Source organism: Peristeroidobacter soli (assembly GCF_004138485.1).
In the GTDB taxonomy this organism is placed as follows: Bacteria; Pseudomonadota; Gammaproteobacteria; order Steroidobacterales; family Steroidobacteraceae; genus Steroidobacter; species Steroidobacter soli.
The window spans coordinates 380,882-396,864 of sequence record NZ_RYEV01000009.1; the positions used below are offsets into that span (position 1 = coordinate 380,882).

Below are 15,983 nucleotides of genomic sequence, written 5' to 3' on the forward strand. Positions count from 1 at the left end.
GACCATGCAACTGAAAGAACTCTGTGTCCTCGACGTCGCCTGCTGCAAGAAAGGAACGAGCGTTGCCGAGGCCGCGCGACTCATGCGCCAGCATCACACCGGCGATCTCATCGTCACCGACGATAGCGACGGGACCCGGGAGCCGGTCGGCATCGTCACCGATCGCGACATCGTGATGGAGGTGGTCGCCAAAGGTCAGGATCCCGATCGCCTGCAGGTCGGTCAGATCATGGCGAAGCCGATCGTGGTGGCCTCGGGATCGGAAGACATTGCCACCGCCATCGAACGCATGCGTACCCATGGCGTGCGCCGGTTGCCGATCGTGGACGACAACGACGCCGTGCTGGGCATCGTCACGCTGGACGACCTGTACCGGGTGCTTGCGGATCAAACGGCCGCCCTCGCCGCCATCGTCAGCAAGGAACAAACGCGTGAGAACCGGCATCGGCGCTGAGCGTCCAAAACAATTCCGTTCATTCGCATGCCTGACAACAAAACCCGTTTGAGTTTTTACGGCGCGGCAGGGACAGTCACGGGCTCGCGTTACCTGCTGGAGAGCGCCGGCCGACGCATCCTGGTCGACTGCGGTCTGTTCCAAGGCTATAAGCAGCTGCGCCTGCGTAATTGGGCACCGCTGCCCTTCGATCCGCGCACCATAGACGCCGTGATCCTCACTCACGCGCACATCGACCACAGCGGATATCTGCCGGTACTGACGCGCGAAGGCTTTCGCGGCTCGATCTACTGCTCGGAAGCGACCTTCGAGCTCTGCAAGATCCTGCTTCCCGACAGTGCCTACCTGCAGGAGGAAGACGCGCGGTTTGCGAACCGGCATGGAATCTCGAAACACCAACCGGCCCTGCCCCTCTATACCCGGAGCGATGCGAGCGCGTGCTTGCAACAATTTCGCGTCGCAGGGATCGATGACAGCGTTGCACTGGGTGCCCGCAATGCTTTCACATTGCGGCGGGCCGGCCACTTGCTCGGCGCGTGTTTCGTTCGCATCGAATGCGATGGCACCTCGGTAACTTTCACCGGCGATCTGGGACGGCCGAACGATCCTGTTCTGATGGCGCCTGCGGCGCCGCCGGCCACGGACTATCTGGTGACCGAGTCCACCTATGGCGACCGCGAGCATCCGCAGATCGAGCCGGAAGCGGAGCTGGCTCGATATCTCAACCCTGCCATCGCCCGCGGCGCGGTGATCGTCGTACCCGCATTTGCGATCGGCCGCGCGCAAAGCCTGCTGCTGCACATCGCTCGACTGAAACGCGCCGGCCAGATACCCGATATTCCCGTGTTTCTCGACAGCCCGATGGCCATTGACGCGAGCGGCCTGTACCGCCGTTTCATGCTCGAACACCGGCTCGACGCGTCCGATTGCGACCTCATGTGTGGAGCAGCGACATTCGTCAACACGGCGGAACAGTCAAAGACGCTCGATCGGCAACGCGGCCCCATGATCATCGTTTCCGCCAGTGGCATGGCGACGGGCGGCCGCGTCGTTCATCACTTGAAAACCTTCATCGGCAACGAGCGCAATCTGATCCTGCTCACGGGCTTTCAGGCGCCGGGCACGCGCGGCGGATCGCTGGTGAATGGGGCATCGACTCTGCGCATCCATGGGGAAGACTTTCCCGTCCGCGCCGAGGTGCGCCAGCTGCAGGCCAGCTCATCGCACGCCGATGCAAATGAGATGGTCGCATGGCTGAAACGATTCCCCGAGCCACCGCGCAGAACGTTCATCACCCATGGCGAACCCGGCGCGAGCGACGCACTTCGGCAACGAATCGAGCGGCAGCTCAGGTGGTCGACGTTGGTGCCGGAGTACCGGCAAACGGTCGAGCTCGATGCCTGAGCGCCGACGGTCGACCCTTTCATAGCTTGGGGCAAGAGCGCTGCGGCAGCGGATTGTCGCCTTCGCCCTTGATGAAATAGTCGAACCAGGCCAGATCGCGCTGAATGTAGTCGCGCAGCGTGGTCCAGTCGAAGATGCCGTGGCCGTCTTCCGGATGAAGGATCATCTCCACCGGCTTGCAATGAGCGTGCAGGTACGCGAAGTACGGCAGCCCGGAGGTCACGAACTGGCTCGGCATCGGCGTCTCCAATTCCTTCAGACCGAAGCGCAATTGAATTGGGGTATTGACTGTCATCGGGTTCACAGTGGGGAAGGCCTTGTCGAACAGATGTCCTTGGAACAGACCGGCGTACAACCAATAGTTGGTCAGGCGATCGCCGCGATAGGACACCGCGCCGCCGATATTGAAGTCGATCACCGCGTCGTTGGCGGACGCTGCCTTGAAACGATCGGTCACGCTCACGGCAAATGTCGTCACCCATCCGCCGTAGCTCCCGCCGGCGATGCCCAGCTTGTCGGGATCGGCGTAGCCCAGGCGAATCGCCTCGTCGACGCCGGCAAACAAATCGTTGAGCGTGGCCGGTGGCAAGCCTTCCAGCAAAGCCTCTTGATGCGCGCGACCATAGGTCGGATCGCCGCGGGGATTGACCATCAGCACCATGTAGCCGCGCGCGGCGAAGAGCTCCGGCGGCACTTGGTGCCCGCCCGCGAAATGCACCGTGTCGAAACTATTGAGGAATGCCGCGCCCGGACCGCCATGCACGTCCAGAATCAGTGGATAACGCTTGCCCTTCTCATAGTTGGCGGGCTTCAGCAGCCAGCCGGAAATGGTGAAGCGGTCGTCCTTGCTGCGGAATTGCAGCTGCTCCACCGAAGCCACCGCATAGCTCGCGCGAGTGTCGTCCTCGAAGTGCGTCAGACGCACCGGCCTGGCCGACGGCTGTTTCAGGTCCAGAAAGTAAGCCTCGTTGGGCTGATTCACATTGCCCTGGATCAGCGCCATTCTGGCCCCGTCGGCGGACACGCTGAACCTCGACACGTGCATGCCGGCCGGCGTCAGATCGCGCCACTCGCCGGTGGCCGGCGACAGCGCCTTGATGCGTCCGGACGCCTGATCGACCCATTGAAGATAGTAAGTGCCACCGGCACGTTGGTCGGGCGCCGGCGCCACGGCTTGTTTGATTTCGTCGCCGACAAAGATTTCCAGCGTCGTCTGCTGGGCTAGCGGCATCGGCTTGCCGTCCAGGCCAAAGCGTCGCATCGTCAGCGGGACGAGGCGCCACGTCGCACGCCAATCGCTCACGTCGCCGATACCGCCGACGCTGCCGCCCACGGGGGCGACGAAACTACTCTCGTCGGACGTCAGCACTGGCATATGGGCCACGGGCATCTCCGCCGAGGTGGCTACGATCCTGCCAGCCGCCACGTCGTAACGATGCGCGATCCGGCCCGACAGAAAACGCAACCCGGCGAGATCCCCATCGCGGGTCGCCATGATCCACAGCGTTCGCGGCGATTTCCAAGTCAATGCGCCGTCATCCGACATGAAGGTGCTGCCTTTGGCGATCTCCTTGCCACGCGCCGAAGCGATGTCGAACAACACCACGCGGCGCTCGTATATCGGTTTGCTCGCGTTTCGATATAGCGTGGACTGCGACGCCACGATGATGGTCGGCGGCTTTTCCGGCTGTTCGCTCCACAGCGGGCTTTCGCACACCACCGCCATCTGCCGCGCATCCGGGCTCCACGCCAACGTACCGATGCTTTCATTTTGCGAGCAAGGGGTCAGCGTGCTGACTTTCTGCCGGGCGCCGAAGTCGATGATACGCAGTCTGGTCTCTTTCTCTGTCTGCGCGCTGTAGGCCAGCATCTTCCCGTTCGGGGACCACAGCGGCCGGGTTTGCGACACCTCGCCCGGTTCCTCCACGGCGCGGCGCGGCTTGCCGCCCTTGGTGGAGACCAGCCAGAGTGTACTTTCCTTGGCCCAGTACGCCTTGGTGCTCTGGCGTTCGGACACCACCGCGACCTGATCGCCCGCTGGCGATATGGCCACGCCCGACGCGCGTTCGAGCTTGAACAATGCGTCCACGGTGAATGGCGCTGGCGAAGCCACCGGCTGTGCGACAGCCACGGTCGCGGCAAGCAGGCCCATGCAAGCAAGGGGCGCAACGATTCTTTTCACAAGAAACTCCGACGGTCGATGACGAACGGAACGGGCAGGACTGACTCGGTTGGCAAGCAACTTCCGGCTCACCACTTCCGGGTGATTCCCAGCGACAGCCGACGGCCGAAGGGATCGGCATTGGCGCCGTCATAGAAGTTGTCGTTGGCCGCCGTGGAGACCCGCGGGGGCGCTTCATCGAAAAGATTGCTGACGCTGAAAAATAAAGTGAGTCCGCTTGCCGCCGGCTCGCCTTCGGGACCGATGACGTAGGCCAGCGTCACATCGGTGGTGAGATACGAATCCACGGTCTCATGCGGGATCGCCGTGACATTGGTGTAGCTGTCCGCGTAATTCACGAATCCGCTCACCCCCAGAGGTCCCCGGTTCCACGACACACCCACGCGGGCACGCAGATCGAGCGGCCGGTACAACACATCGAGGTCGTCCGAGATCGGCGCTCCCGGCGCGGTCTGGTTGTCGAAACTCAGGATGCGATTGACGTTACAGCTGAAAGTCATCGAGCCCTTCCCCACCGGGCGCGTGTAGCTGGCCATGAAGTCGATACCGCTGGTCTCGGTGGCCGCGATGTTGCGCGTCCGGCCGTCGATGATGGCGTACACGCTGGCGGGGTCGAACGAGGGGCCCACGAAGTTGGTCACGTAGGCGGGCGGGAAGCTGGCGACCAAGGCATTCACGGCGTCGGCGCCCGGCTGGAGCTGCACGAACCGTCCATAGATGTCCGGATTCAACAGGAAGCTGGCGGCACCGAAGGCAACGCTCGCGATCCGATCGTCGAATACGATGTTGTAATAGGTGACATTCGTGTTGAAGCCACGAGCCGCGGGCGGATTCCAGTCGATGCCCACGGTCCAGGATTCTCCGCGCTCGGGCTTCAGGTCCCGCACCGTGCCGTTCAGTTGCACCAGTGTGAGCGGCCCCAGCGTCGGCACGTTGTCGTTGGACAGCAGCAGCGTCTGCGCATTGTGGGCATGCCCCTGTGCCGGCGCCTTGAAAGACGTGCCCCAGGTGGCACGCAGATTCACCCCTTCAGTCGGCGTCAACGCCAGGCCCACCCGCGGATCGGTGGTCGAGCCGATCGCGTCGTAGTCCTCGTAGCGCGCGGCCAACGACAGCTGGCCGGACTCGAATCCCAGGAAAGAGGCGCCAGCGGGAATCAGGGGAATCAGGGCTTCCATGAATGCCGCCCGGGTATCGCGATCCGCCTGCGAATAGGTGCCGGGCCCGGTGGGCGACTGACGCTCATTGCGCCACATCGCACCGACAGCCGCGTGGATCGCGCCCGCCGGCGTGTCGAACAACGAGCCGCTGACCACGGCATCAGCCTCGGTGAAGCGATTCCAATCGCCGAATTCGTACTGTTGACCGAAGGCGGTGGCCCGGATCTGCTCGTCGGTGCGGCCCCAGACACCGGACAGCTCCATGCTCCAGTCGCCGCCCAGCTGCATCGACAACGAGGGCGCGAACGTCAGGTACCGCGTCCGATAACTTTGATACAGATCGGCGAAGAACGGCCGCGTGGTATCACCCGCTCGTTCGTTATAGAAGGTGTCGAGACGTACGCGGGTACGATCGTTGATCTCCTGGTTGAGCGACAGCATCACGGCGTGACGGGTTTCCGGATCGGCCAGCGTGGCCTCCGGAACGGTCTGTCTGGAGTAACTGCGATCGGAATATTTCAGCGGGTTCTGATCGCGATACTCGTACGTCAGCAGCGCCCCGCCCGAGGACCAGTCGTGACCCAGCAATTGAGTGACATTGAGCTGGCTGTAGTCGCTGTGCGCCGCGTTGCCCCACTGCACCGATGTTTCGGCGCCCTCGTAGCGATCGCGCAGGATGAAATTGACGACGCCCGCGATGGCGTCGGAACCGTAAATCGCCGAAGCGCCGTCGGTCACCACTTCCACTCTTTCGATGGCGCCCAGAGGAATCAGACTCACATCGAAGTCTCCGCCCACCGACATTGGCGCCATGCGTCGGCCATTCACCAGGGACAGCGTGCTGCCCACCGCCAGGCCGCGCAGGTTGGCCGTCGTCAGGTTGGAATTGTTGGCCACATTATTGAAACTGACGGACGCACGGCCGCCGACGGCGTTGCGGCCGCCGCCGAAATTCTGCGGCAACGTGCCGAGAAACGTTTCGACGTTCGCCGCGCCGGTTCGCATGATTTCATCGCGCGAGTACTGGGTGCGAGGCGCGGACTTCACCTCCTCGCCTTTGATGTGAGTTCCAGTCACGATGATTTCCTGGAGCTGCCACTCATCCCGGGTGCCGGAGGATTGCGCAGAGTGGTGTTCAGCCGCTGGGCCGGTGTTTTGCGCCAGCCTGAGGGAAGTCGCAGACGCGGCACCCCGCGAAGAGGTTTTCAGCTCGGCCGCTCTTGCGGATGGGTCGATGATGGAGATCGTCTTGGCGTCGATGAACTCGTATTCGAGGTCGCTCCCTTCGAGCAGCCGCTTCAGAGCGACCTCGGGGGTGTACCGCCCCGTGAGAGGTTTTGCAGGCCGCTCGGTGACTTTCTCTCCGGCCGGATAGATCAGCTGCAGCCCGCTCTGTTCGGTGAGCTGGATGAGCGCGCGGGAGAGCGTGGGCGCATCGATGTCGAAGTCGACCGCGGGTAGCCGGTTCGTGTTCGCATCTTGAGGTGCCTGAGAAAGACGAATACCGGATTGATCTGCGCTAGTATCGTTTGCAGAGGCCGCCGTCGTGAGAACCGAGGACACGAGCATCGTCGCCATCGTCGTCACCGGTGTGAGTATTGTTTTGCGCATACGTATTCGAGCTCCCCAATTGTTGTCGACTCGCGCCTGTGCCCAGACTGAGGTCGCTGCAACTAAGAGCGCCGGGCGGACGGCAAAGGGGTAGCCGGGACTATGAAAAAAAAATGCCGCCGGCAGTACCCCTTTGGCCAGCTCCGGGCACTCTTAGTTGCATGGGCCTGAAACCGCGATGAAGTCACCCCCCTCCAATCCGGGACCTGACCCTCCCAGCTTCGCCGCCGAGGTGCAGAAGCTGTACGGCGCGGATTTGTTCTTCTTCCTGCTGTCGCGCCTCAGAAACGAGCAGGACGCCAAGGATGTGGCTCAGGAAATCTATCTGAGGCTGCTGCGCCTGGGTCAGGGTGAGCTGGTGCGGGATCCGCACGCCTACGTGTACTTCGTGGCGAGCCAGGTGCTCGCGCAGTTCCGTATGCGGGCCAGGCACAGTCCGTTGATATACGACTCGACGCTGCCGAAGGATCGGGTGCGGCCGCCCACCGATATCGGTCGGGATGGCGCCGCGGATCGCTGGATGGCGCTGGCGGAAATCGAGGAGCTGTTGAGCGAGCTGCCGCAGATGCATCGCAAGGTCTTTTTGATGAGAAAGATAGACGAGCTGTCCTGGGCCCAGATTGCGGAACGGTTGAGCATTTCGGTGCATACCGTGAAGAAATATCTGTGCGAGGCGAATGCGCGCATCAGTGTGTCGCGCAGAGAAAAGGAGTAGCGCCATGCCCGATCCCAAAAACCTCCGGTTGACCGAGCGCGGCCGTCACGAAGAGCTGCTGAGAGTCGCCGAACAGGCCGCGGCCTGGTTGATAGAGCTGGAGGATGGTGGCCCGCGCGAGCGAGCGGCTTTCGCGAGGTGGTTGGAGGAATCTCCCCTGCACGTCGAGATGTTCCTGCGCGCCAACTCCGTGGATCGGATGATGGAGCTCATGGAGCCCGCCGACGTGAAAGCATTGGCCCAAAGAAATTGGGACGACGTGAACACGGTGACGGAATTCCCGCGTTCGCTCGATCCTCCGCGGCCTGCCTTCGTCGCTGCTCGCCCAAAGAGAGTTTACAAAGCACGGTTTGCCGCCATCGCAGCCGCGGTGCTGGTGCTCGTGGGCAGCACGATGTGGTACGAGATCTTGGGACCAGGGGCCTGGGACGTGCAGCAGACGCACGTCGGCGAACAACGCATCGTGCAGCTCGCGGACGGCTCGATCATCTACGTCAATACCGACAGTCGGCTCGAGGTGCATTACACCGAGGCGGCGCGCTACGTGCGGTTGCGCGACGGCGAAGCGCTCTTCAAAGTCGCACATGACGTGCAGCGACCGTTTCGAGTGCTGGCGGGAGACAGCACCATTCAGGCGATCGGCACCCAGTTCAACGTATATCGCCGCTCGAGCGAAACCAAAGTGGCCGTCGTCGAAGGCATCGTACAGGTCTCCAAAGGCGTCGAAGAATCCGCCGGCGCTCCGCCCGCAAGAGACCTCGAGCGCCTGACCGCGGGCCAGGGCCTCGTCCTCGGCGAGGACGGCGCGCCCAAGAAGCCGGTGGCAGTGAACATCGACCACGCAACGGCATGGCGCCAGCGGCGGCTGGTGTTCGAATGGCAGACGCTGGAAGAGATCGCTGCCGAATTCAATCGCTACAACCGCTCACCCCAAATCCGAGTGGAAGGCGACGAGGTCCGCAAGCGCCGCTTCACGGCCGTGTTCGACGCGGACAATCCGCAAACGCTACTGAAATTTCTGTCGAGGGACGACCATATCCAATTCGCGGCCGAGGGCGACAACTTCGTCATTCGCTCGCGGTAGCACGTCACCGCCCTGAGCACGACGCCGTCGAGAGCTCATATCGAGATTGATGACAAGCGCCCAAGTCCGGCGCTATGCTTCATGGGCAGCAAGAAGCAGCCACAGGTCAGCAGGAGGCAGACAGTGAAGTGTTCCTACGTCCCTCGCATTCGTCATCCCATTCATTCCATCGCGCTCGTCCTCGGCATCAGCGCATCTCTGCTCGCCACGACCGGCGAAGCCACCGACCTCTCGATCGCCGGCACGGCCAATGGCAGCAGTGCCGTCCTGACTGTGTCCGACGGCTATGGTGGAGCGATACGATCCTTCACCTACCGCGGCAAGGAATATATCAACGTCAAGGATCTTGGCAGGGAAATGCAGTCCTCGGTGGCATTCGACTACTACAAGGAGTGCTACAACCCGAATGAAGCGGGCAACAACCTGCACACGCCGAGCCAGTTGCTGTCGTGGTCGAACGCCGGCAACGTGCTGAGCACGTTCACCAACATGGCGTTCTGGTTGGCTCCGGGCCAGCAGGGGGTGTGCGGCGGCGGCGCGAGCAGCGCCGTGAACACCACGGTTCATTCCGGGCTGGTGTTCGAGAAGTCCGTGCAGTTCGGCGCCAATGGCGTGCCGAACGTGCTCGACTATCGAGTGAGATATCACCTCAACGAAAGCCACGGCTACGCCGTTTTCGAGACCTTGACCGCCTACCTCCAGCCGGAATTCGTGGATTTCTTCACCTTCGATCCGCGCACCTCGACCCTGTCGCGCCTCGACATGCCCACGACGTGCTATGACATAGTGAAGTGCCAGTACCAGGGCCTGCCCGTCATCGCTGCCACGTTCCCTGGTCATCATGCGATCGGCATCTATGCTCCAGTGCCGCCGACCGGCAGCTATGGCGCCTACAAGAGATCCCAGCTACACGGCGCCGATAACTTCACCAAATGGAATGCCGTCTATGTCGAGAGCCCGACCACTGCCGGCACGGTTTATGAGCGTCAGCTCAAAGTGCCGTTCGGCACGGTCGAGGAAGTCACGAACGCGATGCGCGCGATCACCGGCGTGCCGCTGATTCCGGTGTTCCGATTCTATGGGCTCAACGATCATTTCCTGACGTTGACGTTCTCCGAGCCCGGCTCGTCCTACGCTTTCGAGAGCACGGCATTCCGTGTCCATGCGAGCCCGCAGGACAGCGGCATGATGGCTCTGTATCGCTGCTATAACGCAGCGGCAGTGGATCACTTCGTCAGCGCCGATCCCAATTGCGAAGGCCGGCTGTTCGAAGGCACCTACGGATATGTTTCTTCCTATGCCCGCCCCGGCTACGAACCCCTGTACCGGTTTTACAAGAACAGTATCTCCAATCATCTGACCACGACCAATTACGCCGAAGGTATCAACAACGGCTATGCCTACGAAGGCGTGCAGGGCTACGCGCCGATGGCGAATTATTGATCGAGCATCCTCGATATCTTGCTCGCGAGCGCATCGAGATCGAAAGGCTTGGTGATCATCGCCATGTTGGCACCGAGAAAATCGGCACGGCTCGCTGCATTCTCGGCGTAGCCCGTGATGAACAGGATGGGCAGCCCGGGGCGGTGTCGACGTGCGACGTCGGCGAGTTGCCGCCCGCCCATCCCAGGCAACCCCACATCGGAAATCATCAGGTCGATGACACGATTCGACGCCAGAATGCCGATCGCGATGTTTGCTTCCTCGGCCTCGATCGCAACATAGCCCAGCTCCTGCAAAACTTCGCACACCAGCATTCGAACCGATGCGTCGTCTTCCACGAGCAGAACTTTCTGACCGCGCCCCTCCGGCGCGGTCGGTTTTTCGGTCGATGGCTCCGGCGACGGGCGCTGCTGTGCCGCCGGCAGACAGATCGATACTGTCGTGCCCACGCCGATCGTACTGACGATGTGAACCTGGCCGCCCGATTGCCGCGCGAAGCCGTAAATCATCGACAATCCGAGGCCCGTTCCCTGGCCGATCGGCTTGGTGGTGAAGAACGGCTCGAACGCCTTCTCGAGGACTTCGGCCGACATGCCGACACCCGTATCCGACACGGCCACGACCACGTACTGGCCGGGCTGTAACTGCTGCGCCGATGCATCGGCTGCATTCAGTTCGACAGCGCTGGTCCGAATCGAAAGGCGGCCACCCTGCGGCATGGCATCGCGCGCGTTGATGACGAGATTGATGATGGCATTCTCGAGTTGATTTGCGTCGGCGACAGCCGGAGGCAACTCCTCGGCGGCGGCAATGTCGATCGAGATATCTTCGCGCACGCTGCGATGGAGCAGTTCCTTCAGAGACAATGTCAACTGATTGACGTCTATGGGCCTCGCGTCCAGCGACTGTCTCCGCGAAAACGCCAGCAACCGTGCAGTGAGACCCGCCGCGCGCTGGGCCGAAGCTGTCGCAGCGTCCATGAAGCGATCCACATCCTCCAGACGCCGGGTCAGAATCCGGCGTTTGATGATGTCGAGCGCCCCCATCACGCCTGTCAGCATATTGTTGAAGTCATGAGCGATGCCGCCGGTCAATTGACCGACGGCTTCCATCTTCTGACTCTGCCGCAGCGAGGCCTCCGCCCGCATGCGGCTCGCCATTTCGGCCTCGAGCGCCGCGGTTCTCTCCTCGACCATGGTTTCCAGCTCGGCCCGGGACCGGGCCAGCAGCTCGCGAGCCGCAACGATATCGTGAATGTCCGTGCACGTGCCAAACCAACGGACGATCTCACCGCTTTCATCTCGCAACGCCTGCGCACGGCCGAGAACCCAGCGATATTCGCCGCTGTGATGCCTGAGCCGATACTCGATGTGGTAAGGCTCGCCGGTGTTCAACGAGCGATGCCACACTGTCCATGCTCGCCCCCGGTCGTCCGGATGAAACATTTTGTTCCATGCTTCACCGTCGGTTGAGCCGTGCGGCGTGCCAGTGAACTCATACCATCGATTGTTATAATAGTCGTGGTAGCCGTCCGGCCACGTCGTCCATATCATCTGATCGATCGAGTTTGCGATCGCCTCGAAGCGACGATTGCTTTCGCGCAGCGCCGATTCGCTCCTGGCCAGCGCATCGTTGCGGATCGCCAGCTGTTGCGCCTGAGCGGCCAGCTCCATCATGCGATCGCGCATATCGAACTGTCGTCGCCTGGCGCGGATGGCCGAGGCCGTCGCACTGAGCAGCGAGTCGAGCGCCAGAGGACGCTCGAGGACGATGGCGTTACTGGTCAGTTCCTGCAACCGGACACGCTGCGCGCTGAGCGAGCCTTCGCGACCGGTTTTTCGGGTGGTGAGGAAAATGAAAGGAATATCCGACCACTCGGGCTGCCGACTCAAGACCTCACTGAGCTCCGCCGCATCCTCCCGCAACGCCTCTTCAGTGATCAGCACCACGCCAGCAAGCCCACTGCGAAGCGCAGCAGCCAGTCCACCCAGTGCCTTGCAATCGCGAGCGGGGTAACCGTGTTTGCACAACAGGTCCGCCACGCTCTGGGCGTCGCGACCGTAGGGCGCACAGATCAATACTTCGCAGTCGCTCGGCGGAACACTATGACTCAAGAGATCGGTCTTCCAACAACGGCTCGCGTTCGCCCATGTATTCGGGCGTGCCGGTGAGCACGCCCCTGAAGTCGACCAGAGGTTCACCGACCCGAACGCCCCGGGCATCGACACGAAACTCGCGAATCGAGTCCTCGTGCGCGCCACCTCGGTGTTTGAGCACCGAGATTGCCTTTCTGATGCGCCCGCCCGCCTCGAAGAAGCGCAACATCAATACCACGTCGGCGATATAGGAGATGTTCAAGTTGGTTTGCATCGACCCGAGCAGCCCCTGTTGAGGGTTGATGAGAAAAGTGGCCACGCCCTGCTGGTTCAGATACGACAGCAACTCGTGCAGCTGCAGGATGAGCTGTTTCTCCTCAGGCATCGCCGCGAGGTAGCCGTTCAAGCTGTCGATGACCAGCAGCCGCACCCCGCGCGACTCCACTTGATGACGTACCCGAGCGGCGAATTCGCCCGGGGACAGCTCCGCGGGATCGATCTGCTCGACCTGGAGCGATCCGGATTTCACGTGCGCCTCGATGTCCATGCCGAACGCTTTCGCACGCGCGAACATCGTCCCGATGCGCTCGTCGAATTCGTAGATTGCCGCAACCTCGCCTCGCAAGCAGGCGGCGTGCAAATACTGGAGGGCTATCGTGGTCTTGCCACATCCCGCCGGCCCCGTCAGCAAGGTGCATGTGCCTCGCAGCGGACCGCCGTTCAACAGAGCGTCCAACTCTTCGACACCGCTGGACACCGCGTCTCCGACGAAGGGAGCGTGATGCGACGAGGCTATCAGTCTCGGAAAAATCTCCAGCCCGCCTTTACGGATGGCGAAGTCGTGATAGCCGGCGACAAAGTCGACCCCTCTGAGTTTCTGGACCTGCAAACGGCGGCGAGCGGCGCCGAATTCGAGCGTTTGCCGCTCCAGGGTGATGACGCCATGACAGATGCTGTGCAGATGCCGATCGATTTCTTCCTGATTCGAAGTCATGTCGTCCACGAGGATCACGGTCATGTTCCGCCCCGCGAAGTACTGCTTGAGCAACAAGACCTGGCGGCGATACCTCAGCGGGTCCTGCGCCAGCAGCCGCATTTCCGAAAGACTATCGAACACCACCCGGGTGGGCCGCACCCGGTCGAGCTCCACCTGGATCAGCCGCATCGTCTCGCCCAGCTGCATTTCCCAAGGATGCAGAATCGATTGATCGCGGCCCTCGCCGAGCACTTCCTCGAGGGCGCTGAGCTCGAAGATATCGATCTGACTCAGATCCCAGTCGTGCGAGGCGCCGACCGCCATCAGCTCCTCTTTGGTTTCGGACAGCGTCACATAAAGGGCACGCTCGCCGTCGGCAATGGCCCTGCGAAGAAACTGCAGGCCCAGCGTCGTCTTGCCGGAACCGGGCGAGCCCTCCAGCAGGTACAATCGATTGGCGGGCAAGCCGCCGTTGAGAATCAGATCGAGGGCAGAATTGCCCGACGGAATCCGCGATAGCGTGTTGGCCAATCGACCTCCACCTCATTCTGAAGTCATGGCTGTCAGCAGTAATGCCTGGACCATGCAAAGCGTTCCAAAATCGATTGCGGCGTCTATCTGTGTAGCGGCGGGCTACGGAATATCATGGCGGTCCTTTGCCCGCCGGAGCATCCATGGAACGGCATGATCTTGCGCCAGGCATTTTCACCATCAGCGACGTCCTGACCGCGGACGAGTGCCAACAGTTGATTGCATTGGCGGAGCAACGAGGCTTCGACACCTCGCCCGATGAGACCCGCGGCAACGATCGGACCATCGTCGACGACGTTGACCTGGCGAAACGGATTTGGAGCCGGGTCGAGCCCCATGCGCCCCGCATGCTGGATGATTGGGTGGCACGAGCTCTCAACGAGCGTTTCCGGATCTATCGATGCGTGCCAGGCCAGCGACTCTCCTGGCGCGGGGATGGCACGTATGCCGCGGCCGACGGTGTAAGCCTGCTGACATTGATGATCCATCTGAACGATGACTATGAAGGAGGCCCGACGCAGTTCGAATCCTCGTCATTGACTGGTAAGCGCGGGATGGCAGTGTTATTTGAGCACCTGCACTCTCCCGAAGGCGCCCCAGTCACGAGTGGCGTCGAGTACGTGCTTCGCTCCGAGGTGGGATATGGCCCGAGTGCCCGCGAAACGCTCGCGGACCGACTGAACATCCTGACGAGGCATTGGCAGTACTACGAGACGTTCTATCGGGAAAGCCTGCACTCTGAGCCGATGGCGGCGTTCGTCCAACGCGTCGCGCCGCTGGCCATCGCGGAAAATATCAGTCCACGAAGCTATCTCGCGTGGCTGGATCTCAGAAAGCCCAATCGTCGACGCTGGGTCCGCTTGTTGTGCAACAGACGCGGCAGCCGCTTTGGGATCACATGGTATAAGGATTCGTGCCGAATCATGCACACCGTCAAGGCCATGGACAGCACTCGCTGGCAACGTCTCGTTGCCTGGCTGGACCTGCAGGATTGAGCTCGCGATCGATGAATCGGCCTGCCACGCCGATGGGCTCAATGCCGCGCGGGCCTATTGATCAGGCAAGCGTTGGCTCGCGTGTCGAGACGACCCCTTGTTCGAGCAACGAAAGAGTCGCCTGAGCATCGGGACGTAGGTAACATGCGCTGCGCCGACGATCAGGCACTCAGGGAATCCCTTAGCATTGGACAAGCAGTTTCGTGAAGACATCGAAGGATTGCGCGCCATCGCGGTCCTCTCGGTCGTCATCTTTCATTTCGGCGTGAAGACCCTGTCCGGAGGATTCGTCGGTGTCGACGTGTTCTTCGTGATCTCCGGCTATCTGATCAGCGGTTTGTTGCTGGCCGAACTGCAGCGCACCGGCTCGATCGATCTGTGGCGCTTCTACGGTCGGCGCGCGCGCCGACTCCTGCCGGTGTCGTTGTTGGTTACGGTAGTCACGCTGGTGATGGCGGCGTTCTTGCTCGCGCCCGCTGAACAATTGTTTGCAACCAAGGGCGCGCTCGCCTCCTCGCTCTACGCCAGCAATTTTTATTTCATGACGCTGCTGGCCGACTACTTCGCCCCCGAAAGCGCCTCGAATCCGTTTCTGCACACCTGGTCGCTGTCGGTCGAGGAACAGTTCTATCTGATCTGGCCCACGCTGTTGCTCCTCGTGTGGCGCTGGCGACCGACAGTGCGCGTCATGGCCGGCACGATCGGTGCGCTCTCGGTGCTCTCCTTCGCGCTGTGCCTGTGGCTCAGCTATCGCAAACAAGATTGGGCGTTCTACGCCTCCCCCACCCGCGCCTGGGAATTCGGGATCGGCGCGCTGTGTGCCTTGAAGCCCGTGACGGACTGGGCACGTCGCTTCCGGGGTGCTGCGCTACTGGGATGGTTGGGCCTCGCCGGGTTGATCGCAACGTTCTTCGGGTTGACGGAGGAAGCGCGCTTTCCGGGTTGGATTGCTCTGGTGCCCGTCGCCGCGACGGCCGCAGTGCTCGTCAGTGGAGCAAGCGGACAATCCGGCAGTCCCGCCACGCTCCTCAAACTGCCCGTGATGCAATGGTTGGGCAAACACTCCTACTCGCTTTATCTGTGGCACTGGCCCATCGTGGTGTACGCGACGATCTTGAACGTCGAAGATCCGCTGCAGCGAATCTTCGTCTGCAGCGTGTTGACGCTGGCGTGTGCCGCCGCGGGATTCAAATTGCTGGAGCATCCTGTCCGAGCCAGCACGTGGCTCGCCGCGCGACCGATGCGTTCGGTCGGTCTCGGCGCGACGCTGACCATCGCAGGCGGCGTGATCGCCTTGGGCACCGGGCAGGCGGCGCTTCGTGCCTCATCGCA

11 protein-coding genes and 1 pseudogene are annotated in these 15,983 nt (G+C 62.0%); 7 read left to right on the plus strand and 5 right to left on the minus strand.

Going from position 1 to position 15,983, the window contains the following annotated elements; translation table 11 throughout:
- Nucleotides 1–4 precede the first annotated feature (4 nt).
- Nucleotides 5–454, plus strand: a complete 450-nt coding sequence (locus EKO19_RS34630) for a CBS domain-containing protein (protein WP_129781994.1) — start codon at nt 5–7, stop codon at nt 452–454.
- A 27-nt stretch (nt 455–481) separates the two neighbouring features.
- The gene (locus tag EKO19_RS34635) at nt 482–1,858 is read left to right on the plus strand and encodes an MBL fold metallo-hydrolase (RefSeq protein WP_129781995.1); all 1,377 of its coding nucleotides are present in this window, start codon (nt 482–484) and stop codon (nt 1,856–1,858) included.
- Nucleotides 1,859–1,877: 19 nt separating this feature from the next.
- On the opposite strand, the gene EKO19_RS34640 is transcribed toward EKO19_RS34635, so the two are convergent.
- The 3 genes and pseudogenes from EKO19_RS34640 to EKO19_RS40095 form a co-directional block, all read right to left on the minus strand.
- Nucleotides 1,878–4,040, minus strand: a complete 2,163-nt coding sequence (locus tag EKO19_RS34640) for an alpha/beta hydrolase family protein (RefSeq protein WP_129781996.1) — start codon at nt 4,038–4,040, stop codon at nt 1,878–1,880.
- Nucleotides 4,041–4,108: 68 nt separating this feature from the next.
- Nucleotides 4,109–5,842 (minus strand): TonB-dependent receptor domain-containing protein, encoded by a 1,734-nt coding sequence (locus tag EKO19_RS40090; protein ID WP_407676678.1) that lies wholly within the window; start codon nt 5,840–5,842, stop codon nt 4,109–4,111.
- A 57-nt stretch (nt 5,843–5,899) separates the two neighbouring features.
- Nucleotides 5,900–6,811, minus strand: a pseudogene (locus EKO19_RS40095) (TonB-dependent receptor plug domain-containing protein); the annotation flags it as partial.
- A 178-nt stretch (nt 6,812–6,989) separates the two neighbouring features.
- On the opposite strand from EKO19_RS40095, the gene EKO19_RS34650 reads away from it, so the two are divergent.
- From EKO19_RS34650 to EKO19_RS34660, 3 genes are all read left to right on the plus strand, one after another.
- Nucleotides 6,990–7,526, plus strand: a complete 537-nt coding sequence (locus tag EKO19_RS34650; RefSeq protein ID WP_129781998.1) for an RNA polymerase sigma factor — start codon at nt 6,990–6,992, stop codon at nt 7,524–7,526.
- Between the two features lie 4 nt (nt 7,527–7,530).
- A complete protein-coding gene (locus EKO19_RS34655) occupies nt 7,531–8,610 on the plus strand; it encodes a FecR family protein (RefSeq protein ID WP_175597303.1) in 1,080 nt (359 codons plus the stop codon).
- 123 nt (nt 8,611–8,733) lie between these two features.
- Entirely contained in the window at nt 8,734–10,053 is a 1,320-nt protein-coding gene (locus EKO19_RS34660) for a hypothetical protein (RefSeq protein ID WP_129782000.1), read from the plus strand.
- Here EKO19_RS34660 and EKO19_RS34665 read toward each other — a convergent pair.
- Both EKO19_RS34665 and EKO19_RS34670 read right to left on the minus strand, forming a co-directional pair.
- The gene (locus tag EKO19_RS34665; RefSeq protein WP_217705791.1) at nt 10,047–12,167 is read right to left on the minus strand and encodes a hybrid sensor histidine kinase/response regulator; all 2,121 of its coding nucleotides are present in this window, start codon (nt 12,165–12,167) and stop codon (nt 10,047–10,049) included. The two genes, EKO19_RS34660 and EKO19_RS34665, sit on opposite strands and share 7 nt — an antisense overlap.
- Nucleotides 12,157–13,656, minus strand: a complete 1,500-nt coding sequence (locus EKO19_RS34670) for an ATPase domain-containing protein (protein WP_129782002.1) — start codon at nt 13,654–13,656, stop codon at nt 12,157–12,159. Before EKO19_RS34670 ends, EKO19_RS34665 begins: the two co-directional genes overlap by 11 nt.
- Nucleotides 13,657–13,799: 143 nt before the next feature.
- Here EKO19_RS34670 and EKO19_RS34675 point away from each other — a divergent pair, with 143 nt between their 5' ends.
- Nucleotides 13,800–14,651, plus strand: coding sequence for a 2OG-Fe(II) oxygenase family protein (locus EKO19_RS34675; protein ID WP_129782003.1), 852 nt, complete (start codon nt 13,800–13,802; stop codon nt 14,649–14,651).
- A gap of 187 nt (nt 14,652–14,838) precedes the next feature.
- The coding region (locus EKO19_RS34680) for an acyltransferase family protein (RefSeq protein ID WP_175597304.1) at nt 14,839–15,983 on the plus strand (1,145 nt) is incomplete at its 3' end.